This window comes from Candidatus Poriferisodalis sp., from assembly GCF_965203655.1.
In the GTDB taxonomy this organism is placed as follows: Bacteria; Actinomycetota; Acidimicrobiia; order Acidimicrobiales; family Poriferisodalaceae; genus Poriferisodalis.
The window spans coordinates 1-20,828 of sequence record NZ_CBDBDD010000002.1 but is presented as its reverse complement, the minus strand read 5'-3'; the positions used below and the strand labels follow the sequence as shown (position 1 = coordinate 20,828).

19 protein-coding genes are annotated in these 20,828 nt (G+C 67.5%); 11 read left to right on the top strand and 8 right to left on the bottom strand.

Features of this window, described 5'->3' with window-relative positions; translation table 11 throughout:
- Positions 1-58 precede the first annotated feature (58 nt).
- Entirely contained in the window at positions 59-466 is a 408-nt protein-coding gene (locus tag ACOGW9_RS00530; protein ID WP_419907354.1) for a VOC family protein, read from the bottom strand.
- A 66-nt stretch (positions 467-532) separates the two neighbouring features.
- Positions 533-1,300: a DUF169 domain-containing protein gene (locus ACOGW9_RS00525; protein ID WP_419907707.1), complete on the bottom strand. Its 768-nt coding sequence runs from the start codon at positions 1,298-1,300 to the stop codon at positions 533-535.
- 280 nt (positions 1,301-1,580) lie between these two features.
- Here ACOGW9_RS00525 and ACOGW9_RS00520 point away from each other — a divergent pair, with 280 nt between their 5' ends.
- A complete protein-coding gene (locus ACOGW9_RS00520) occupies positions 1,581-2,363 on the top strand; it encodes an enoyl-CoA hydratase/isomerase family protein (RefSeq protein ID WP_419856220.1) in 783 nt (260 codons plus the stop codon).
- 70 nt (positions 2,364-2,433) lie between these two features.
- On the opposite strand, the gene ACOGW9_RS00515 is transcribed toward ACOGW9_RS00520, so the two are convergent.
- The gene (locus ACOGW9_RS00515; protein WP_419856221.1) at positions 2,434-4,632 is read right to left on the bottom strand and encodes a beta-propeller domain-containing protein; all 2,199 of its coding nucleotides are present in this window, start codon (positions 4,630-4,632) and stop codon (positions 2,434-2,436) included.
- A gap of 115 nt (positions 4,633-4,747) precedes the next feature.
- Between ACOGW9_RS00515 and ACOGW9_RS00510 the strand changes: the two genes are divergently transcribed.
- The 5 genes from ACOGW9_RS00510 (at position 4,748) to ACOGW9_RS00490 (ending at position 9,746) form a co-directional block, all read left to right on the top strand.
- Positions 4,748-5,671, top strand: coding sequence for a TIGR01777 family oxidoreductase (locus ACOGW9_RS00510; RefSeq protein ID WP_419856222.1), 924 nt, complete (start codon positions 4,748-4,750; stop codon positions 5,669-5,671).
- A 123-nt stretch (positions 5,672-5,794) separates the two neighbouring features.
- Positions 5,795-8,080, top strand: a complete 2,286-nt coding sequence (locus ACOGW9_RS00505; RefSeq protein WP_419856223.1) for a penicillin acylase family protein — start codon at positions 5,795-5,797, stop codon at positions 8,078-8,080.
- A 48-nt stretch (positions 8,081-8,128) separates the two neighbouring features.
- Complete coding sequence (locus tag ACOGW9_RS00500; protein WP_419856224.1) at positions 8,129-9,034, top strand: alpha/beta hydrolase; 906 nt, start codon at positions 8,129-8,131, stop codon at positions 9,032-9,034.
- Positions 9,035-9,078: 44 nt separating this feature from the next.
- Positions 9,079-9,321: a type II toxin-antitoxin system prevent-host-death family antitoxin gene (locus tag ACOGW9_RS00495; RefSeq protein ID WP_419856225.1), complete on the top strand. Its 243-nt coding sequence runs from the start codon at positions 9,079-9,081 to the stop codon at positions 9,319-9,321.
- Positions 9,321-9,746 carry a type II toxin-antitoxin system VapC family toxin gene (locus ACOGW9_RS00490; protein WP_419856226.1) on the top strand — a complete coding sequence of 142 codons (426 nt, stop codon included), beginning with the start codon at positions 9,321-9,323 and terminating at the stop codon, positions 9,744-9,746. Before ACOGW9_RS00495 ends, ACOGW9_RS00490 begins: the two co-directional genes overlap by 1 nt.
- Before the next feature lie 24 nt (positions 9,747-9,770).
- Here ACOGW9_RS00490 and ACOGW9_RS00485 read toward each other — a convergent pair whose 3' ends face one another.
- From ACOGW9_RS00485 to ACOGW9_RS00470, 4 genes are all read right to left on the bottom strand, one after another.
- Positions 9,771-10,655 carry an alpha/beta fold hydrolase gene (locus ACOGW9_RS00485; protein WP_419856227.1) on the bottom strand — a complete coding sequence of 295 codons (885 nt, stop codon included), beginning with the start codon at positions 10,653-10,655 and terminating at the stop codon, positions 9,771-9,773.
- The gene (locus ACOGW9_RS00480) at positions 10,652-11,935 is read right to left on the bottom strand and encodes an LLM class flavin-dependent oxidoreductase (protein WP_419856228.1); all 1,284 of its coding nucleotides are present in this window, start codon (positions 11,933-11,935) and stop codon (positions 10,652-10,654) included. The genes ACOGW9_RS00485 and ACOGW9_RS00480 overlap by 4 nt, the downstream gene beginning before the upstream one ends.
- A 47-nt stretch (positions 11,936-11,982) precedes the next feature.
- Positions 11,983-13,305, bottom strand: a complete 1,323-nt coding sequence (locus tag ACOGW9_RS00475) for a cytochrome P450 (RefSeq protein WP_419856229.1) — start codon at positions 13,303-13,305, stop codon at positions 11,983-11,985.
- 74 nt (positions 13,306-13,379) lie between these two features.
- A complete protein-coding gene (locus ACOGW9_RS00470) occupies positions 13,380-14,528 on the bottom strand; it encodes an acyl-CoA dehydrogenase family protein (protein WP_419856230.1) in 1,149 nt (382 codons plus the stop codon).
- An 87-nt stretch (positions 14,529-14,615) separates the two neighbouring features.
- Between ACOGW9_RS00470 and ACOGW9_RS00465 the strand changes: the two genes are divergently transcribed.
- Complete coding sequence (locus tag ACOGW9_RS00465) at positions 14,616-15,980, top strand: M20/M25/M40 family metallo-hydrolase (protein WP_419856231.1); 1,365 nt, start codon at positions 14,616-14,618, stop codon at positions 15,978-15,980.
- Positions 15,981-16,041: 61 nt separating this feature from the next.
- On the opposite strand, the gene ACOGW9_RS00460 is transcribed toward ACOGW9_RS00465, so the two are convergent.
- Positions 16,042-16,743, bottom strand: a complete 702-nt coding sequence (locus tag ACOGW9_RS00460) for a hypothetical protein (protein WP_419856232.1) — start codon at positions 16,741-16,743, stop codon at positions 16,042-16,044.
- 151 nt (positions 16,744-16,894) lie between these two features.
- Here ACOGW9_RS00460 and ACOGW9_RS00455 point away from each other — a divergent pair, with 151 nt between their 5' ends.
- The 4 genes from ACOGW9_RS00455 to ACOGW9_RS00440 form a co-directional block, all read left to right on the top strand.
- Positions 16,895-18,613 carry an N-acyl-D-amino-acid deacylase family protein gene (locus ACOGW9_RS00455; protein ID WP_419856233.1) on the top strand — a complete coding sequence of 573 codons (1,719 nt, stop codon included), beginning with the start codon at positions 16,895-16,897 and terminating at the stop codon, positions 18,611-18,613.
- Positions 18,614-18,678: 65 nt separating this feature from the next.
- Positions 18,679-19,155 (top strand): peptidylprolyl isomerase, encoded by a 477-nt coding sequence (locus ACOGW9_RS00450; protein ID WP_419856234.1) that lies wholly within the window; start codon positions 18,679-18,681, stop codon positions 19,153-19,155.
- A gap of 43 nt (positions 19,156-19,198) precedes the next feature.
- Positions 19,199-20,005 carry an enoyl-CoA hydratase gene (locus tag ACOGW9_RS00445; RefSeq protein ID WP_419856235.1) on the top strand — a complete coding sequence of 269 codons (807 nt, stop codon included), beginning with the start codon at positions 19,199-19,201 and terminating at the stop codon, positions 20,003-20,005.
- Positions 20,006-20,083: 78 nt separating this feature from the next.
- Positions 20,084-20,828, top strand: a 745-nt coding sequence (locus ACOGW9_RS00440; RefSeq protein WP_419907349.1) for a cation:proton antiporter, incomplete at its 3' end; no start/stop codon positions are given.

The window sequence follows — 20,828 nt, the reverse complement described above, 5'->3', positions numbered from 1 at the left end:
ACAACCTCCGTCAGTTTCAGAGTTGGGGAGCCGTCGCGAGCAGTACCCGAGAGTGATGTCAGGGGTTGTCGATGAACTCCACCCAGTTGCCGTCGGGATCTTCCACCATCCCGACCACCACGCCGGGCCGCGCTTCGAGCCGTCGCCAGATGACGTTGGCCCCGGCGTCCTCGCAGGCGGCCATGACTTCCTCGAAATTGCCGACGTTGAAGGTGAAATAGCGCAGCCCGGTGGCGCCGGTGATGCCGCCTGTGGCCCCCGTCGGCACGTCAGCCACAGGCACCACCAGCTTGAGCAAGCTCTTGTCTGCCCACAGCCGGTGCATCTGGGCGATGCCCACCTGCTCCATGTTGAGCGTCGCCTCGAATTTCAGTCCGAGCACGTCGCGGTAGAACGCGAGCATCTCGTCGCCGTTGGTGGTGACGATGCCGAGGTCGAAGCCCTCCTTGGTCGGTTGCAGTGCCACGTTGTCCCCTGTCTGTGTTTGTTCTGCGCTTGATCTGCGCTTGATCAGGTTGGTCGGCCGGTGTGCTCAGTCGTAGCTGGCGCCGAGGCCGGCGCGGGCGTCGGTCTGGATGCCGTACGGCGGGATCGGGTAGCGCAGGCCGTTCCGCGCCAGCGCCTCCATGCCCTCGACTGCCACCACCAGGTCCTCGGGCGTGAGCGCTATCAGCAGCTCGTCTTCCATCACGCCGCCGTAGCGCCGCTCGGCGAAGCAGGGGAGCGACACGCTGGGCTCGCCGGTGCGCAGCGCCCGGCCCCACGAGTCGGCGCAGGCCGATTCGCCCACGCAGCCCCATTCCAGCTTCTTGTACTCCCGCCACTGCAGGCCGTTGATGAAGATGATCATCTGAGCCGGGGTGGCGTAGATCATGCAGACATCGGGCGGGTCCAGTCGCTTCGACGACAGCGGCGACACGACCATCGCCTCATAGGTGCCGTAGGGCACGAAGTCCATGGCGTGCTGGTGCGCGGAGGCGTCTTCGAGGGTCTCGTACCACACCCCGGCCATGCGGTCGCCCGACAGCCACTTGTCGTCCTGGGGGTGCAGGCCGATGACGGCCCCGCACTGGGCACCGACCAGGTCGTCCATAGTGATGCCGACGGTCCAATTCAGCCGGCACGCCATCCCCACGATCTGATCGGTGGTGTGGATGGCCTTCGGGCGGCGCACCCGCGGCACTTCGTTCATCGCCTCGACTGTCTCGAAGAGCTTCATGCCGATGGGTGTCGTGCGGATGCGCAGCACGGCCTGCAGCCGCGCCAGCAGCTCGTCCCAGTCGATGGATGCCGTGCGCACGTGCGCTGCGGTCTCGGTAGTTGCGTCGGCGGTGTCGGTCTGAGTCACGGCTGCCCCCTGTATTTCCCGCTCTTGTTCCCCATGTCTATGTGATTGGGCTCACGGGCCGCTCGGGCCACGGCTTCGCCATTCGGCTCAGCCTCGTGTGCACGGCGGCCGTGGAGTTCCCGGAGTTTCCGGCTGCCGTATTCGGGAGGTCACGCTAGTTCGGCGACCACTAGCGTGAGCCGCCGAGCGAGCAGAGACCGGGTCAGCAGATCGGGTGATCGGAGACGGGGCAATGGCAGACGGACTGAGGGTCGAGCGGGACGGGCGCGTCGGGCTGGTGATCATGGATCGCCCGCCGCACAACTTCCTGAGCTACCGCCAGGTGCACGACATTGCCGACGCCATGGTGGAACTCGAAGAGGACATGAGCATCGGCTGCGCCGTGCTGGCCGCCGAGGGCCGCTCGTTCTGTGCTGGCGCCGACTTGGGCGGCGAAGGCGTCGGCGGCGGTACCGAAGAGAAGGTCGGCGGCAGCGCCACGCTGCAGCTCTACCAAGGGTCGGGCCGGCTCTTCGATGTGACGCTGCCCATCGTCGGGGCGATTCATGGCCCCGCCATCGGCGGCGGCTTGGGCTTGGCGATGGTGCCCGACATCCGCATCACGTGCCCCGAGGCCCGGTTCTGCGCCAACTTCGCCTCGCTGGGCATCCACCAAGGCTTCGGCATGAGCGTGACGATGCCGCTGCTGCTCGGGCCTGAGCGTGCCGCGAAGGTGCTGCTGGGCGCCAAGCGGTACAAGGGCGACGAGGCGGTGGACCTGGGCTTGGCGGACGAGTGCGTGCCCGCCGATCAGGTGCGCGACCGTGCCATCGAAGTGGCACGTGAGATCGCGACCAATGCGCCGCTGGCGGTGCGGGCCATCAAGGCCACGCTTCGACTCGGTCTCGGTGACAAGGTGCGCGAGGTCACCCAGCGCGAGGCAGCCGAACAGCTGCGCCTGTCGGGCACCGAAGACGCCCGCGAGGGCATGAAGGCCGTCAGCGAACGCCGCCCCGGCAACTTCGTCGGCCGCTAGGCCGAGCAATAGGCCCTGGGCCGCTAGGCCGAGCAATAGGCCCTGGGCCGTTAGGCCGAAGGAGGGCTCGCTACAAGTCGACTCCGGCGAGGTGCGTGAGGGTGGCGAGGTCGTGGACTTCGAGCCGGCCGCGACGGCTCGCATCGAACCCCCAGCCCTTGAAGCTCAGCGTCCACAGCTCGTCGCCGATCACGATGCTGCGCACGATCCTCCGCGGCTCGTGGTTCGGCCAGCAGACCGAGATCGACTCGTCGCCCCGCAGCAGACCCAGTCTCGCGGCCTCGCCTTCGAAGGAGGGATCGTGGTAGCAGTCGAAGCCGGTCATGCCCGCCTCGCCGGGCTCGCAGGCCAGCACGCCGCTGCCGGTCTCGACGATCAGGTACTCGATGTCGGAGGAGAACTCGCTGCGTTCGGCTGACGGCAGGTCGTCGACGGTGAGCTTGCGGCAATCGGTGATGCCGGGGCGCTCGTCGGGATCAGCATGCGACACACGGCCGAACTCCTCGATGGACCGGTCCTCGACACGCAGCACCACCGCCCCGGAGAAGTCCTGCCACACCGTCACCGGCACCACAGCGAGCCGTTCTGGCGCCCACCACAGAAACGCTCGGTGGTCCCAGCCGACGTCGTGCCATCCGTCGGGTGCAGCCCACACCGACACCTCGCGGGGATCGGCGAGGTTGCTGACGTCGAACAGCGACACCTTCGCGCCGGTGATGCGCCCTTCGAGATCCGCATCGGCGCCCACGCCGAGCACGAGATCGTCGCTGATGGGATGCAGGTAGCTGGAGAACCCGGGAATCTTCAGCTCGCCGATCACGCGCGGGTCGGCCGGAACCGACAGGTCGACGGTGTAGAAGGGGTCGATCTGGCGGAACGTGACCACGTAGCCGATGTCGCCGGCGAAGCGCACCGACTGGACGTTCTCGCCCCGGCCGATGTCGCCCACGCTGCCGATCTCGACCAGCACGTCGCCCTGCTGTTCGAGCACCCGCACATGCGACTCCGACTCGTCGCCCCACGGGTTGCGCACGGTGGTGACCACCCGCAGGTAGCCCTCGTGCTCGGACAGCGAGAACTGGTTGTGGATCTCTCCTGTCACCTCGCCCGACGCCTCGTAGCTGGCGCTGCCGTCACCGGAGATGTCGAACCGGTGCAGGGCAGTGCGGCGCTCCTGCCAGGCACGCCTCCAGCCGTCCTCGTCGTCGGCGAACTGCTCGGGGTCGAACCAGCGGGTCGTCGCGACGTACAGCGAATCCACTGACGCGTACACCGTGTCGCCGGGGGCAGTGACAGCGGTCGACGACGATGGGTCGATGTCGCCGCTGACTGGCACGCTCATCACGGTGCTGATGCCGAAGCCGGAGAACACCGACGGGGCATGCACATCGGCGCAGTCGGTGAGCTGCTGCCCCCCGGCGACCTCGCCGTTGCCGGTGGCGTAGCGGGGCAGCCAGTCATCGAGCGTCGAGTTCAGCACTGCCCTGCGGTTCACCCGCTCGGCGGTGTCCTCGCCTTGGGAGCTCTGCGGGTACACGAACGAGAAGTTGTGATGCGGGTCGTAGCGCATGATGACGCGTGCGATGCCGCCGACGCTGCGAGCGCTGAGGTAGTCGCCCTCCACTCGCATGGTGTCGACGATCGACAGCCGGCCGTCGATGAGGTCGATGCGCTGCAGCACCGTCTGGGGCACGTGAAAGTCGTCGTCGAAGAAGCGCACGATCAGCAGCAGGCTGTCTCCGTCGATGAATAGCTCCGGCGACCAACCCTCGGCCACAGTGATCGTGTCGATGACCTGACGCCGAGCGACATCCACGACGACGAGCTCGCCGCCTGACAGTGTGAAGATACGGCGACCGTCGGTCTTGACGAAATCGGCCTCGTCGACACCTCGTTCCTGCACATTGGTGCCCGAGAAGTCGACGCCCTCCACCGGTGCAGTCGCAGAGAGGGCGCCGCTGTCGCCATCGGCCATTTCCTCGTCAGCCATGTCCTCGTCGAGGCCGAACCAGCCGCCGCCGCCAAAGCCCCACGGGCCGACCCGTGCTGCGTACTCAGTACGCAGGTGCTCCAGCAGTGCACCGCAGTCGTCGAAGTGCACCAGCGCAGCCGTGAGGACGATGTCGTCCTCACCGAGCACGACCACCGGCAGATCGGGATCGCCGGCGGGATCATCAGGACTGCTGCCGGGATCAGACGTCCCGGTGCACGCGGTGGCGAGCAGTACCGCGCAGGCGAGAGCGATGGGGGTCCGGTGCAAACGCCGCATGTCGTGTGTCCCCCGCCGCCGTGCCGGTCGAACCGGGATGCTGAATCATCATGATCTCATGCCAGCCCTGTGAATCGTGTTCAGGGCGGCCACTGGGCGCGACATCATGGGAGCTATGGACAGCATGCGAGTCGCGATCACCGGTATTCGAGGGCTAATCGGCGGCGCACTCGCCGCGAGTTTGCGCGCGGACGGTCACGAGGTGGTCGGCATCTCGCGACGGCCCGGCTCGGTTGATGCTTCGAGCGCCGCCGACGGGGCTGGCCAGTCGACGGTCGCGTGGGACGTGGCTGAGGGGACCATCGACGCATCTGCACTTGAGGGGCTCGACGCCATCGTCCACTTGGCGGGGGAGAGCATCGGCGGGCGGTGGACTGCTGCGCGCAAGGCAGCGATCATGTCGAGCCGCGTCGATTCCACCCGGCTGCTTGCCGGGGTCATCCGTGAGCTCGAAGTCAAGCCATCGGTGTTCGTATGCGGCTCGGCGATCGGCTTCTATGGCAACCGGGGCGACGAGGAGCTGACCGAACGGTCGCTGCCGGGCGACGGTTTCCTAGCCGACGTGTGCATGCGCTGGGAGCGCGCCGCGGTGCCGATCTCCGATGCCGGGGTGCGATTGGTGCGTATCCGCACCGGTCTCGTCGTGGGGCCCGGTGCCGAGGCCATTGAGCGGATGGCGAAGATCACGCGGCTCGGTGCCGGCGGCCCGCTGGGATCCGGTCGCCAATGGTGGAGCTGGATCAGCCTGGAAGACGAGGTGCGGGCTATCCGTCATCTCATCGACAGCGATGCCAGCGGGGCGTACAACCTGACAGCGCCCAATCCCGTCCGTCAGCGCGACTTCCAGCGTGCGCTGAGCGCGGCGCTAGGACGCCCATCGTTCCTGTCGGCACCGAAGTTCGCGATCCGAGCAGCGCTCGGCGAGATGGGCCAAGCGCTACTGCTCGACTCGACACGGGTCATGCCCGACGCCCTCACCGAGGACGGCTTCGAGTTCAGCCACCTCGACCTCGCAGGCGCTCTCGCCGCCGCTGTCTGACCGATCGCTGCGCTGGCCGATGGCCGTGAGCAGCACATCCGGTTCGTACGAGCGCTCGCGGTGTGCTCGATTGATCGTGCGCAGCCGGTCACGCGGGATGCTTGGGCTTCTAGCGTGACCGGCATGGCACAGAGCGATGGTCCTGGCAACGATGCTGGTGGCAACGGCGCCGCTGGCGCGCTGGGCGTGACCGTCCGGCGCGATCGGTGGGGGATCGCTCATGTCGAGGCGTCGTCGGCCGAGGCTGCGTTCGCCGCGCAGGGATGGGTGGCGGCCGACGACCGGATCTGGCAGATGGAGTGGGATAGGCGCCGGGCCATGGGCCGCTGGGCCGAGGTGGTTGGGATGGTCGGCGCCCGTGAGGACGCCTTCTTCCGTCGGCTCGGGCTGGCCGCGATCTCCCAAGCCGACTACGCGGCGCTCGACGGGCGCACCCAGGCGATGTGCGAGGACTATGCGCGCGGTGTGAACCGATGGCTCGCCACACACGAGGACGCGCTGCCGGCCGAATTCGAGCACCACCCGGCCCCGCCCGAGCCCTGGGAGCCGTGGCACTGCGTGGCCGTGTACAAGCTGCGCCACATCTTCATGGGAACCCTCACCCGCAAGCTGTGGCGGGGGCGGATCATGGCCCAGGCTGGCCCCGAAGCTGTGATGGCCACGGTCGGCGACACCGAGGCCGATGCGGCGATGGTGCCGGGAGAGGGACCTCGCCCCGATCTGCTGGCCGACGCAGCGAACGTGCTCGATGCGTGCGCGGCCGACATGGCGGGGCTGGCGGCAGCGATGGACTCCGACGGAGCGTCCAACTCATGGGCGCTCAGCGGGGAGCGCACCGCCAGCGGCAGGCCGCTGCTGGCCGGCGATCCGCACCGCGGCATCGAGTTCCCGAACGTGTACCACCAGTGCCACCTGCGCTGCGACGAGTTCGACGCGATCGGGATGGGCTTTCCCGGCGTGCCCGGCTTTCCCCACTTCGGCCACAACGCGGAGGTGGCGTGGGGCATCACGCACGGCATGTGCGACGACACCGACGTCTTCGTGGAGCGCTTCGAGCCTGGCTCGACGCTGGGCGAGCCGTGGTGGATCGAGCAGCTCCAGATCCGGGGCGAGGGCACCGTCGAGGTGCTGTGCGGCTCCACGCCGAGGGGTCCAGTGGTGCTCGGCGATCCTGCCGACGGCGTTGCACTGTCGATGCAGTGGACCGGCATGTTCGGCCCCGACACGACGCTGGATGCCCTGTGGCCGATGCTTGTCTCGGGATCGACGGCCGAGCTGATCGAGGCGGTCAGGCCGTGGGTGCTGCCGGTCAACAACCTGCTGGCGGCCGACCGGGCCGGGTCGATTGCTTTCAAGATCCGGGGACGTGTGGTCGAACGCCAGCCGGCGAGCCGCTGGACGCCGGTGCCGGGCACCGATGAGTTCGCATGGGATGGCCTCGAACCGGTGCCGTTCGAGGACCTGCCGGAATGGACCGACCCCGAACGCGGCTTCCTCGTCACAGCCAACAACCGCACCGCCGACGGCGGCCCGTACATCTCGCTGGACTTCGCCGGCCCGAGCCGCCACGACCGCATCTGCGAGCTGGTGACGCCGATGACGGGTGCCACGGTGGCCGACATGAGCGCCGTCCACGGCGATGTGACGTCGCTGGTGGCCTCCAACGTTCTCGGCCTGATCACCGAGTACGCGGTCGAATGCGGCCACGAGCTCTCGCACACGCTGCTCGACATGCTCGCCGACTGGGACCAGCGCATGACCGCCGATTCGGCGCCGGCGACGATCTACGCGGTCATCAAGCGGCGGCTCATCGAGGCAATCATCGAACGACTCGGCATCGTCGGCGCCCAGCTGGGCGCGGCGGGATGGCCGCCCGCCGCAGAAGCCAGCCGGATGGCGGCGGGCGCCGCCACGCGCATGCTCTGCGAGCGCAACCTCGACGTGGTCCCGGGGCTCGACAACCCCATCGGTCGGCGCATGGCCACCAGCGCCTGCGTTGACGAGACCGCGGCCGAGCTGACTCAGCGGCTCGGCCCCGATCCGCACGCGTGGACGTGGGGGAAGGTGCATCGCATGGCCTCGCCGCACCCGCTCGCGTCAGCGCTCATGACGGCGCGGGATCTGCACCCGCCAGTCGACGGCTGCGCCGGCGACGGCGACACGGTCCGCCAAGGCGGCACCGCGCCCGAGACGGGCGAACGGGCCATCCACGGCTCGGTTGCCCGCTACGCATTCGACCTCGGCGACTGGGACAGCTCCGGTTGGGTAGTCCCACATGGCGTGTCGGGCGTGCGCGGCAGCGGCCACGATCTCGACCAGCGTCAAGCTTGGCTGAACTGCGAGCTGCTGCCGATGTCGTACAGCCCGCAAGCAGTGGCCTCAGTCACCGTGCATGAGCACGAGCTCTAATCCGGCGTCCCAGCACTGCCGCTGCAGGCGCGCTGCGATCGGGTCGTTGTGAGCTCCAACCGGGACGCTGCGCCCTTCCTTCGTCGGCACCGATTGTCTCCCGAGGCCTCCGCCTACAAGGCCCGACGCAAGCCGTCGGTGCCGATCCAGATGCCCGATCTGACCGACCATGCGGCGGTGGAGCGCTGGCGTGCCGAAACCAATGCGCTGTGGGGAGACGACGACGACCCAGCGGTGCCTCACGGCCGAGAGGTCATCGGCGGCATCGCCTGTCGAGTGGCCGGCCCGCCCACCGGCGCGCCGATCCTGGTTTATGCACACGGCGGTGGCTATGTGCTGGGCAGCGCGGCTGTGGCGATCCCGATCACCGCACGCCTCGCAGCCACTGGCTTGCGCGTGGTCTCGGTGGACTACCGCCAACCGCCCGAGCACCCGTTTCCCGCGGCACTCGACGATGTCCTGGCCGTCTACCTCGCGCTCGCCACCGGAGACACCCCAGTGGCGCTCGCCGGTGACTCATCCGGGGGAGCGCTCGCTCTCGGCGCCGCGGTGACTGCGACAGGTCAGGATCTGCGGCCCTCCGCGATCGCTCTGTTCAGCCCTCTGCTGGACCACGTTTCCGTGCCCGGCAACCCGCTCGCCGACGACGAGGGACGCCGCCTCATCGACTGCTACGCCGGCGACGTCGACCCTGCTGATCCTCGTCTGTCACCGCTACGCGCTGATCTCAGCGGATTGCCCCCCGTGCTCGTTCATGCAGGGGCCGATGAGCCGCTTGCGGCCCAAGCCCGCGAGTTCCAGCGCAAGGCCGCGGCCGCGGGCGTCGACGTCACGCTCGACCTCTGGGAGCACATGTGGCACACGTGGCACTACCACGACCTGCCCGAGGCCGATCAAGCCCTCGCCGAAGCCGCTGCCTTCCTGGCAGCACAACTCACCCCGGCAGAAATGTAGTAATATTGCTACTTATGAGCAGTTCACACGCGGCGGGGCGGCAGATGACGAGCCGGGAATTCAACCAGGCGACCGGTGAGGCCAAATCGGCCGCGCACCGCGGGCCGGTGTTCGTCACCAACCGCGGCCGGCCGACCCATGTGCTGGTGACCTACGAGGACTACCGGTTGCTCGTCGGCGGCGGCCGGTCGCTGGTCGACCTGCTGGGCACGACGCTTGGCGCCGGCGACATCGACCTTCGGTTGCCCGACCGGACTGAGCTCGCTCAGCCGGCTGAACTCGACTGATGTACGTGCTTGACACCAACGTGGTGTCGGAGATCCGCCGCGCCGCGTCCGGACGAGCCGAGCAACGCGTCATCCAGTGGGCTTTACGCGTCGAACCAGCGCTCACGTACATCTCCGTGGTGACCTTCATGGAACTGGAGATCGGCGTGCAACTCGTCGAGCGGCGCGACGAGCCGTCAGGCGTGATCCTGCGGCGATGGCTGGAGGACGATGTGCGGGCTGCGTTCGAGGGCCGCACGCTCCCGGTGGACATCGAGGTGGCGAGGATCGCAGCACAACTGCACGTTCCCGACCCTGCGCCAGTGAGTGATGCCCTGATCGCGGCGACCGCTATGGCGCATTCGATGACCGTCGTCACACGCAACACCAGCGACTTCAGCCGCTTCGACGGCTTGGACGTGCTTAACCCCTGGATCGAGGATTAGTTCACGTCTGCCGGGACTCGGTGCTCAGCCGTGCAAATGGGACGTAACGGCCGCGACGACGGCTTCGGATTGCTCGTAAGGGAGCATGTGGCCGGCGCCGTCGACCAGCTCGACGGTCGCGTCGGGCAGGGCCGCCTGCCATGCGTCGGCATAGGCGGGCGGGATCAGCCGATCTTGGCGGCCCCACACCAGCAGCGTGGGCACCGTCACCCGGTAGGCCCGCTCGGAGAAGCGCCGGTTGGGAATCGGGAACAGGATCTTGCCGGCCATGCCCTGCTGGCGGGCCCGCGCCACCATGAAGCGCGTCAGCGTGGCGTTGTCGGAGAAGTCGGCACCGCCGGTCAGCACCTCTTCGCCGACGTTGGGATCAGCGAAGAGCACCTCGGCAAGCTGGTAGGGGAGCATCGCGAAGATGTCGGGAATCGGGTGGTCGCCCAGCCACATCCCCGCAGGGCACAGCAGGGCCATCCGAGCCACCGACTGGGGCGCCAGCGCCGCCATCTCCGCGGCAATCATGCCGCCCATCGAGTGGCCCATCAGGTGCAGGCCGCCGCCCGTGGCGCCGTTGCTGGGGCCGCCGGTATCCAGCAGGCCCATCTCGGTCGCAACGTCCCAGCCGTGCAGCGCGAAGTCCAGCATGTCGGACAGGCGGTCTTCGTCGGTGTGCTCGCTCCACGCGGGCCACACGGGTGCCACCACGCGCAGCCCGGCAGCGGCTAGGCCTGCGAGTACCGGTTCGTCGCCCAGCCAGCCGCCTGCGCCGTGAAGCGCCATGACCGTCGCGGCGTCAGCCCCAGCCGCATCAACCTCGGCTGGCTCGTAGACGCGCACTGGTGCCGTCACGTCCCGCCGCGTCGTGACGACGACCTCTTCGAAGGCCGGCGCAGGCGCCGTCTCGGTGGCGCTCATGCCGCCGGACCCCGGGGTGCCTCGGGGTAGCGGCGGGCGTCGGTCATGGTGTCCTCGGGACGCACCCGCTCATCCATCGGCTTGCACCACCAGTCCTCCGCGTCGGCAAACTCGTCGCCCCAGATGCCGCGCAAGCCCGGCATCACCTTCTCCGCGAAGAGCTGGCTCGAATAGCGGGTCTTCCAGTCGGGCATGTTCCCCATGTGCAGCAGGCAGAACACCGTGCCCACCCGCAGCCGCTTGATCATGTCCTCCATGCGCTCGCGCACGGTGTCGGGCGAGCCCGCAATGACGTAGCCGCCGTCGACCAAGTCCTTCCAGGTCAGCCGCTTGAACAGCGCCTGGTTCTCCTTGCGGAACTGGTCGAGCTTGCCCGCCTGGATGGTCTTGACCGTCCGGTAACCGGGCGGGTCGGCGAATCCGGGGAACACATGCAGGCAGCGGTTGAAGAAATACAGCATGTGCTCGCTGTAGAGCTCCTCGGCCTCGGCGTCGGTCGCCGCCGTGCAGATGATCTGCGCGAACCCCGCACGCCCCGGCGTCATGGACTTGTCGAGCTCGCCGACACGGTTCCAGTACCCGTCCATCAGCGTCTGGCCCGCCAGATAGCCGTTGAAGCTGAGGTAGGAGTAGTTGTAGTCGTTCTCCAAGCAGAAGTCCCACGTCTCGATCGAGCCGCCGCCAGGGATGTAGATCGGCGGGTGCGGCTGCTGGATCGGCTTGGGCCAGCAGTTCACGTAGCGCAGCTGGGTGTACTTGCCGTCGAACGCGAATACGTCGGGGTTGGTCCATGCCTCCATGATCAGGTCGTGGGCCTCGTAGTACTTCTCACGGGTCAGCGCGGGGATCTGCCCGTAGGTGAAGTTGGTGTCCATCGGCGTGCCCACCGGGAAGCCCGCCACCAGCCGGCCGCCGCTGAGGCAGTCGAGCATGGCGAACTCCTCAGCCACGCGGTGCGGCGGGTTGTACAGGGCGATCGAGTTGCCGATCACGCAGATCGCCGCCTGTGAGGTCCGCCGGGCCAGGCCCGCAGCGATGATGTTGGGGCTCGGCATGATGCCGTAGCCGTTCTGGTGATGCTCGTTGACACCGATGCCGTCGAAGCCGAGCTCGTCGGCGAACTCGAGCTGATCCATGTACTCGTGGTAGACGCCGTTGGCGCGCTCGGGGTCGAACAGCGAGCCGTCGATGTCGACCCAGACCGACCGATGCTCGGTCTTGAAGTCGTCGGGCAGATCGGGCCACGGCATCAGGTTGAACCAGCAGAACTTCACGGTCATGTGGGGACTCCTTCGGGGCTTGGGCTCGGGCGAAGCAACGGTTGCGGCTACCGCCGGGTGACTTGGACGGGGAGGTAGGTGTAGCCGTGAATGAACGACGAGAGCGAGCGCTGGGGCTCGGCTTGGACTTCGATGCGCCCGAAGCGCGGCAAGATCTCCTCCCACAGCACCCGCAGCTGCAGTTCGGCCAGCCGGCTGCCGAGGCAATAGTGGAAGCCGTAGCCGAACGAGAGATGGCTGGCGGCGTTGTGACGCTCGATGTCGAGGTCGTCGGCATTGTCGCCGAAGACGTCCTCGTCTCGATTGGCTGACACGTACCACATCAGGACCTGATCGTCCTTGCGGATCTGCTTGCCGCCGACCTCGCAGTCCTTCGTGGCAGTGCGCCGCATGTACGACAGCGGTGTCTGCCAGCGGATGATCTCCGGGACGAAGTTGGCGATGAGATCGGGATTCGCGATGAGCTTGTCGTACTGATCGGGGTACTTGTTGAGCGCATACACGCTGCCCGACATGGTGTTGCGTGTGGTGTCGTTGCCGCCCACGATCAGCAGGATCAGATTGCCGAGGTGGGCTGCGGCGGGAAGGTGGCTGGTGGCATCGCCGTGGACCAGCATCGAGATCATGTCGTTGCCGGGGTTGGTCCGCCGCTCTTCCCAGAGCCGCTCGAAGTACGGGAGGCAGTCGGCGAACTCCTCGCGCCGCTGGGCGCTGGTCTCGACGATCCCGTCCGGGCCGGGGATGGTGGTGACCAGGTCGGACCATCGGGTGAGTTTCCGGCGGTCTTCCAGCGGGAAGTCGAACAGGGTCGCCAGCATCAGCGTGGTCAGCTCGACCGACACCGTGTCGACCCAGTCGAACGTCTCGCCCTCCGGCAGGGAGTCGAGCACCTTCGTCGCGCGTTCCCGGATGAGCGACTCAAGGTCTCGCAGGTTGGTCGGGGCCATCATCGGCTGGACAGTGCGGCGCTGGCGGCGGTGCTCGGGCGCGTCCATGGTGATGAACGAGTTCAGCGGTGGCGTCGCAGGCAGATCAGTGTCTGTGGGCGGTCCGATGGTGATGCCGTGAGCCGAGCAGAACGTCTCGTCGTCGCTCTCCACGTCGCGGACGTCGGCCCATTTCGTGACTGACCAATAACGTCCTGCCGAACCCAGCTCGTTGAGGTGGACGGGATCTTCCCGACGCAGGCGTGCGAAGTGGTCGTGCCAGCGGTCCTCGCGAAACAGATGAGGGTTCAGCGGGTTGATCTCATCGATGGCGAGATCTGCGGCGGGTGGGACGCCCGCGCCGAAGTGCGCTTGCTCTCGGTCGGGATTCACCGCGCTGCCGGCCCGCCATTCCTCCCGTTCAGCCTCGGTTGCAATCGCCATGCCGGCTCCCTCGCCACTCTGTGCTCTGCGCAGGGCTGTGTTCCGGCCGCGTGACGCCAACCGGCCCGCCAACTTTACGGCGAGGGTTCGCGTGGCAGGCCCAGCACCCGCTCGCCGATGATGTTGCGCTGGATCTCGCTGGTGCCCCCGGCGATGCGCATGCCCGGCGCGTACAGGAATGCCTCGGTCTCGTCTGAAGCCAACATGGCGTCTGCGCCGCGCAGGCTGGCGCCGATGGCGACCTCGTCGTAACCGAGTTCGCTGTTCGCCAGCTTGGCCACTGGCGCCATGCGCGGATCGGCGCCGTGCAGCTCCATCAGCGCCGCCAGGGCATTTCCCCGAGCGTGCAGCTCAGCGAGCGACTGCCGACCCAGCGGTCCCGCATCGCCTGCCGCTTCGATCATCTTGGTGAGGCGTTTGCGAAGGCTGATGACCCCGGAGGAACCGGCGCCGCCCCGCTCGTCTTCCAGCACTGCCATCGCGACGCCCCAGCCGCCGCCGCGCTCGCCCAACAGCGCATCCGCGGGCATAGCGACGTCGTCGAAGAAGACTTCGCAGAATTCGCTGTCGCCGGTCATTTGCTTGATCGGCCGCACTTCGATGCCGGGCAGCGTCATGTCGAGCAGGAAGAAGCTGATGCCGCGGTGCTTGGGGGCATCGGGCTCGGTGCGGGCCATCAAGATGCCGTACTCGGCGAACTGGGCGTTCGACGACCACACCTTCTGGCCGTTCAGCACAAAATGGCTGCCGTCGGGCACTGCAGCGCTGGTGAGCCCGCCCAAGTCTGAGCCGTTGCCGGGCTCGCTGAACAGCTGGCACCACAGCACCTCGCCCGTCAGGATCGGACGCAGGAATTGCTCACGCTGGCGCTCGGTGCCGGTGCGCATGATGGCTTCGCCCGCCAGCACGATCCCCTGCAGGTTCAGGTAGGGGGCAACGCTCGCGCGTTCGCACTCCTCCATCCACACGCCGGTATGCGCCCGGGTCAGCCCACGACCGCCGTGCTCGGTCGGCCAATGCAGCCCGGCCCAGCCGTGGTCGTAGCAGTAGCGCTGCCAGACACGGGCCTGATCATGCAGCGCAGGCACCAGGATGGCGCCGTACGCGGGACACGCCACGCCCGCTTCGACGGCGTCGCGCAGGAACGCAGCCGCCGTCTCTCTGAACGTCTCCAGATCGGACGCCGTCGATGGGCCAGCGAAGGTGTCAGTTGCCGCGTTCATGACGTTCACCGTAGCCGTGGCTGTGCACCTGTGACCAAGATCGACGGCTCGCCATCTGGTGTGCAGGCGCAGTCGTAACATCGCCATATGGGCGACCTCGACCACACCGATCCAGCGCTGACCAACCAGACCATCGATCTGCTGCAGCAGATGATCCGCAATGCCTGTGTCAACGACGGGAGGGTCGAATCGGGCGAGGAGGTCCGCAACAGCGACCTGCTGGAGACGTACCTGGAAGGTCCTGGCGTCGACATGCAGAGCTTCGAGTCCGAGCCGGGGCGCCGATCACTGGTGGCCCGCATCTCAGGCACCGATCCGTCGGCGCCCAAGCTGTGCCTGATGGGCCACACCGACGTGGTGCCGGTGAACGCCGACGGCTGGAGCCGTGAACCTTTCGGCGGCGAGCTGGTGGATGGCGAGGTGTGGGGACGCGGCGCGGTCGACATGCTCAACCTGACCTCGTCGATGGCAGTGGCGTTCCGTCACATCGTGCGCAGCGGTTACCGGCCGAAGGGCGATGTCATCTATTTCGGCGTCGCCGATGAGGAAGCGGGCGGCACCTACGGCGCCAAGTGGATGGCCGAGCACCACTGGGACGCCATCGAGTGCGACTACGTGCTCACCGAGTTCGGCGGCATGCCGAATCACACGCCGCAGGGCACCAAGATCACGTTGGCGGCGGGGGAGAAGGGGATCGGCTGGCGCCGGCTCACCGTGCGCGGCACGCCCGGCCATGGCTCCATGCCGTTCGGCACCGACAACGCCCTCATCAAGGCAGCCGAGATCGTGCGCCGCATCGCCGAGTACCGGCCGGCGCCTCAGCTCACCGAGATGTGGCAGCACCACGTCTCGACGCTGAGGGTCGACGACGAGACCCGCGAAGCGCTGCTCGACCCGGGCCGCGTCTACGACGCTGTCGCAGGCATCGACTCACCGGGCCTGGCGCGCCACCTGCACGCGTGCAGCCACACCACGTTCAGCCCGAATGTCGTAGGCGGCGGCAACAAGACCAACATCATCCCCGACAAGGTCGAGATCGAGGTGGACATCCGCACTGCCCCGGGCGATCCCGTCGCCGTGAACGAGCACCTGCAGGCGGCGCTCGGCGAGCTATTCGACGAGGTGGAGATCGAGCACCTCCACGACGACCCGGCCAGCTTCTCGCCGACCAATACGCCGATGTGGCAGCTGCTGAGCGAGCTGATGGCGAAGGCTCACCCAGGTGCGCCGGTGATCCCCCAGCTGATCGTCGGCGCGACCGACGCCCGTTTCTTTCGCCTGAAGGGCACCGTGGCCTATGGCGCGGGGTTGTTCAGCAACCGGGTGAACTCCAACGATTTCATGCTGCGGTTCCACGGCAACGACGAGCGCGTCGATGTCGATTCGCTGGCGCTCACCACGCAGCTATGGATCGACGTCGTCAAGAACCTGGGCGACGCCGTCAGCAGTTGAGCCGCGAGCCAGCCAGCTCGAGCCGGAACAGCTCCGGTCAGCTTGTTGTGACCTGTTGCGATCAGCCGGTGCAGGCCACCCTTGGCTCAATGTGGGGGAGCCGTCCGGCTCGCAGCGAGATCACCGCGCCAGCCTCATCCACTTCCCACACCACCCGCTTGTCGATGTCGGGGGCGTCGACCGGTACGTACTGGATCGCCGAGAGGCCGGGCCCGTCTTCGATCCTGTCACCGAAGGCCTCGACGATCTCGCTCCGGGTGGAGCCGATGCCGTAGCCCGAGATCGTCGTGATCGGACCGGCTTCGATGTCGACCCGGACAATCTCGGCGTTGACGGCCAAGAACCGGACGCCCTCGGGGCCGTTCTGAACTGTGTAGTAACGGCACGCGTCGCTGCCCCCGGGCACGGCGATCAGCAGTGCTCCAGCAGCGGTGCGGGCGTCATCGAGGGAATGGCCGATCTGCACCGGGCCCAATCCGGCCGTCGAGAGCTTCGACTCGACTGTCACATCGGGGCCGTCAGGCTCGTCTTCTGCCATCGCGTCATCGGCCGCAGTCGTCGTCGGAGCGGCAGTGACCATGGTGGGGGTGTCGGCCTCTGTCTCGGTCATGGCCCCGTCTTCACCGGCAGTGGTCGTCGTCGCGTCCGTTTCGTCGTCGCTCAACAGACCGCAGGCGCTGACCAGCAGCGCGATGGCCGCAGCTGCAGCCAGCACACGCCAGCGCGCGGCAAAGTTTCCGAGGCGGGAGTCGAGTTGGTGCACGGCATTCGCCCTTCCAGTTGCGCTCCGGTGGGGAGTCGGCATCCAATGCAGAGTACCGAAGCCCACGCACGAGGGGGGAGACAACAGCGTGATGGCCCGATGCGGCTCTAAGCTCGGCTGTCGCGAACTGGGACGAGCAGGGGAGCGCGCGATGTCGCACGACACGGTCATTCGAGGCGGCCTAGTGGTCGATGGGACCGGCAGCGACGCCAAGGTTGCCGATGTCGCCATCGACGGCGAGCGGATCACGACGGTCGGAGAGGTGCCCGACGCCGGACGCACCGAGATCGACGCCGCGGGCAAGGTGGTGACGCCTGGCTTCGTCGATATCCACACTCACCTCGACGCGCAGCTGGCCTGGGACCCCATCGGCTCGAGTTCGTGCTGGCACGGTGTGACCTCAGTGGTGATGGGCAACTGCGGTGTCACGTTCGCTCCCGTGAAGACCGAGGACATCGAGTACATCGCCGAGGTCATGGAGTCCGTCGAGGACATCCCGAAGAAGTCGATGATGCAGGGCCTTCCGTGGGACTGGCGTTCCTACGGCGAGTATTTGGCCTTCTTGGACGGCATGCCCAAGGGGCTCAACGTCGGCGGCATGGTCGGCCACGTCGCCGTCCGCTGGCACACGATGGGCCCTGACAGCCTCGACGAGCGTCCCGCATCGGAATCCCAGATCGCAGCGATGTGCGAGCTGGTGGACGAGGCGATGGGGTCCGGCGCGCTGGGCTTCTCGACCTCGCGCACGCTGCTCCATCGCACGCCTGACGGACGCCCGATCCCGGGCACGTTTGCCGATGACAACGAGCTGTACGCCTTCGGCGATGTCCTGGGCCGCCATGGCCGCGGCGTGTTCGAGTCGGCACCTCGCTTCGAGGCTGCCGGGCCGGACTTCGCCGGAGGCCGCCACGAGATCGAGGTGCTCGGCGAGATCACTCGGCGCAGCGGCCAGCCCAGCACATTCGGCTTGGTGTATTCGGCGCGCAAGCCCGAGATGAGCGACCTGGTGCTCGGCTACGTCACCGAGCAGAACGCCGTCGGCGCGAACCTGCGACCGCAGACCACCTGCCGTGCCATCGGCGTCGTGCTCGGCATCCAGCACCGCACTCCGTGGGATCGGGCGGGCGAGACGTGGCGATCGCTGCGCGACCTCGACGTGGCCGGTCGCCTCGAGGCGATCCGCGATCCAGCGACCCGTGCGGCGCTGGTGGCGGAGGCCAACTCGTCGGACAAGAACTCGACGGGCATGGCGAACTCCCTCGTCGACCTGAGCCGGCTGTACCTGCTTGATGCGGTCAATCCGAACTACCGGATCGGGCCCGACGGCACGCTCGAGGCTCAGGCCGCGGCCGCCGGTGTGACCCCGGTGGAGCTGTTCCTGGATGCGACCGATCGCTCCGACGGGACCGTGATGCTGAGCCTGCCGGTGCTGAACCAGGACTTCGACGCGATCGAGCGGATGCTCAGCCACGACTCCATCGTGATGGGCCTCGCCGACGCAGGGGCTCACGTCGGGCAGATCATGGACTCCAGCCAGCCCACGTTCTTCTTGAGTCACTGGGTGCGGGACAACGGGTTCTTCTCGCTGCCCGAGGGCATACGCCGGATCACCTCCGACACCGCCGACCTGTTCGGGCTGGTTGACCGGGGGCGGCTCGAAGCCGGGCGGTTCGCCGACATCAACGTCATCGACGTCGAGGGCCTGTCGCTGTCGGGTCCTGAGTACGTGTACGACTTTCCGGGCGGTGCGGGCCGCTACATCCAGCGGGGGGCCGGCTACGACGCCACGCTCGTGAACGGGCAGATGTTCATGCGCGACGGCACCCACACCGGTGCGCTCACCGGAAAGACACTGCGCTCCACTGATTAGTGCGAACGCCGAAGCTTCGCCGGCGTTCGCCCGAAAAGGGCCATCGCAGGTAGCGTCGCTGCTTCATGGCTTCTGCACCTGCAATGAACATCAACACCGATGCGATCTGGCGTGTCACGCTCGACACGTCCAAGGGCCGCATCGTCATGGACCTCGATCCCCAGCTTGCGCCGGTGACGGTGAACAACTTCGTCAACCTGGCCCAGGACGGCTACTACACGGGGCTGACCTTCCATCGAGTCGTGCCCGACTTCGTCATTCAGGGCGGCTGCCCGGAGGGCTCGGGACGCGGGGGCCCTGGGTATCGCTTCGCCGACGAGCCCGTGAAGGCGGAATACACGCTGGGCGCCGTCGCGATGGCCAATGCCGGGCCGGACACCAACGGCAGTCAGTTCTTCATCTGCATCGACGACTGCCGCGCCAAGCTGCAGCCCGCGTACAACCTGTTCGGCTACGTGACCGAGGGAATGGACGTGGCCCTCTCCATCGCCGTCGGCGACACGATGGACACGGTGACCGTCGAAGAGATGCCTCGCAACTAGCGCGAGTAGCGTGGCCGCGGCGGCACCAGCAAGGAGAAGCCGGATGAATGACACAGTGCTGTACGAGGCCGATGACGGCGTAGCGGTCATCACGTTGAACCGTCCCGAGCGCTTGAATGCTTGGACCGGCGAGCTGGGTACCGGCTACTTCGACGCCCTTGATCGGGCTGCCGCCGATCCTGACGTCCGCGCCATCGTGGTGACCGGAGCGGGCCGGGGATTCTGCGCCGGTGCCGACATGGACAACCTGCAGGGAATCAGCAGCGGCCAAGGCGAAGGCTCCGACGAGGCCCCGGCCCGCCTGCGCAACGAGCGCCACGACTACGCCCTGTCCATCCCCAAGCCGGTTGTGGCGGCGGTCAACGGGGCATGCGCCGGGCTGGGTTTTGTGCACGCCATGATGTGCGATGTCCGGTTTGCGGCTCAGGGCGCCAAGTTCACGAGTGCGTTCGTGCGCCGCGGCCTCATCGCCGAGCATGGCGTCTCGTGGATGCTGCCCCGCGTGGTCGGTCCGTCGAATGCTCTCGACATTCTCATGTCGGGCCGCGTCTTCCTGGCCGACGAGGCGAAGGACATGGGCGTGGTCAGCAGAGTCTTCCCGCCCGACGAGCTGCTCGACGAGGCCATCAGCTACGCGCGTGACCTGGGACGTTTCAGCGCTCCGTGGTCGATGGCCCAGATCAAGCGCCAAGTGTGGGGACAGCTCGACGAGGCACGCAGCGACGCCCTGGAGGAGTCCAACGCGCTCATGCGGGAATCGCTCACACGACCGGACTTCAAGGAAGGCGTCCAGAGCTTCGTGGAGCAGCGCGACCCCAACTTCGAGCCGGTCTCGGCTGCCTCTGATTGATCTGGGTCTGAGTCATCTGGGAGCTGATCGACTCCCTGCCCACATGGTTCTGGCACCTGCCGGGGCGGTGACACGACTGTGAACGACACGCTCGTCGCGTTCGCCGTGCTGGCCTGGCTGGCGTACTTGGCCAGCCGGCTGCTGGCGCGACATCACCTGCCCGAGTTGGTCGCTTTCCTCATCGTCGGTGCGCTGCTGGGCCCGTCGGGGCCGCCGTTCATGCAGCTGATCGACGAGCCGTCGCTGATCGCGCTGCGCCCCGTCACCGAGGTGGCGCTGGCGGTGCTCATGTTCGTGATCGGCGAGCGAGTCTCGGTGCGGGCACTGAGAGCCGCGAGATGGACGCTCACGACCGGCGTCATCCAGTTCGCACTGAGCGCCGTCGCGGTGTTCTGGGTGACGAGCAGGCTCGGTGCCGACCGTCCGGTCGCGCTGGTGCTCGGCGCGCTCGCCGGTGCTGGCGCGCCGATGACGATCGCGCACATCGTGACCTCCGTACGTGCCCGCGGCAGCTATCCCACTGGCATTGTCGGCACCCACGCAGTGTCGGACGCGCTCGCAACCACCACCTTCGCTGCGGTGCTCCCGATTGCGCTGCTGCTGTCAGACGAAGCTGCTGATATCGGCGGCGCCCTGGTGAACTTCGTCCAGCTGGGTATCGGCGGTGCGGTGCTGGGACTGATCCTGGGCTGGTTCATCTCGCGGCTCGGATTCCAGATCGAGACATCGGGCGAGCTGCTGCTGTTTGTGCTGGTGCACATCGTGATCGCGTGGACCGTTGCCGGATTCGCCGAGATCTCGCTGCCGCTGGCAGCGCTCGTCG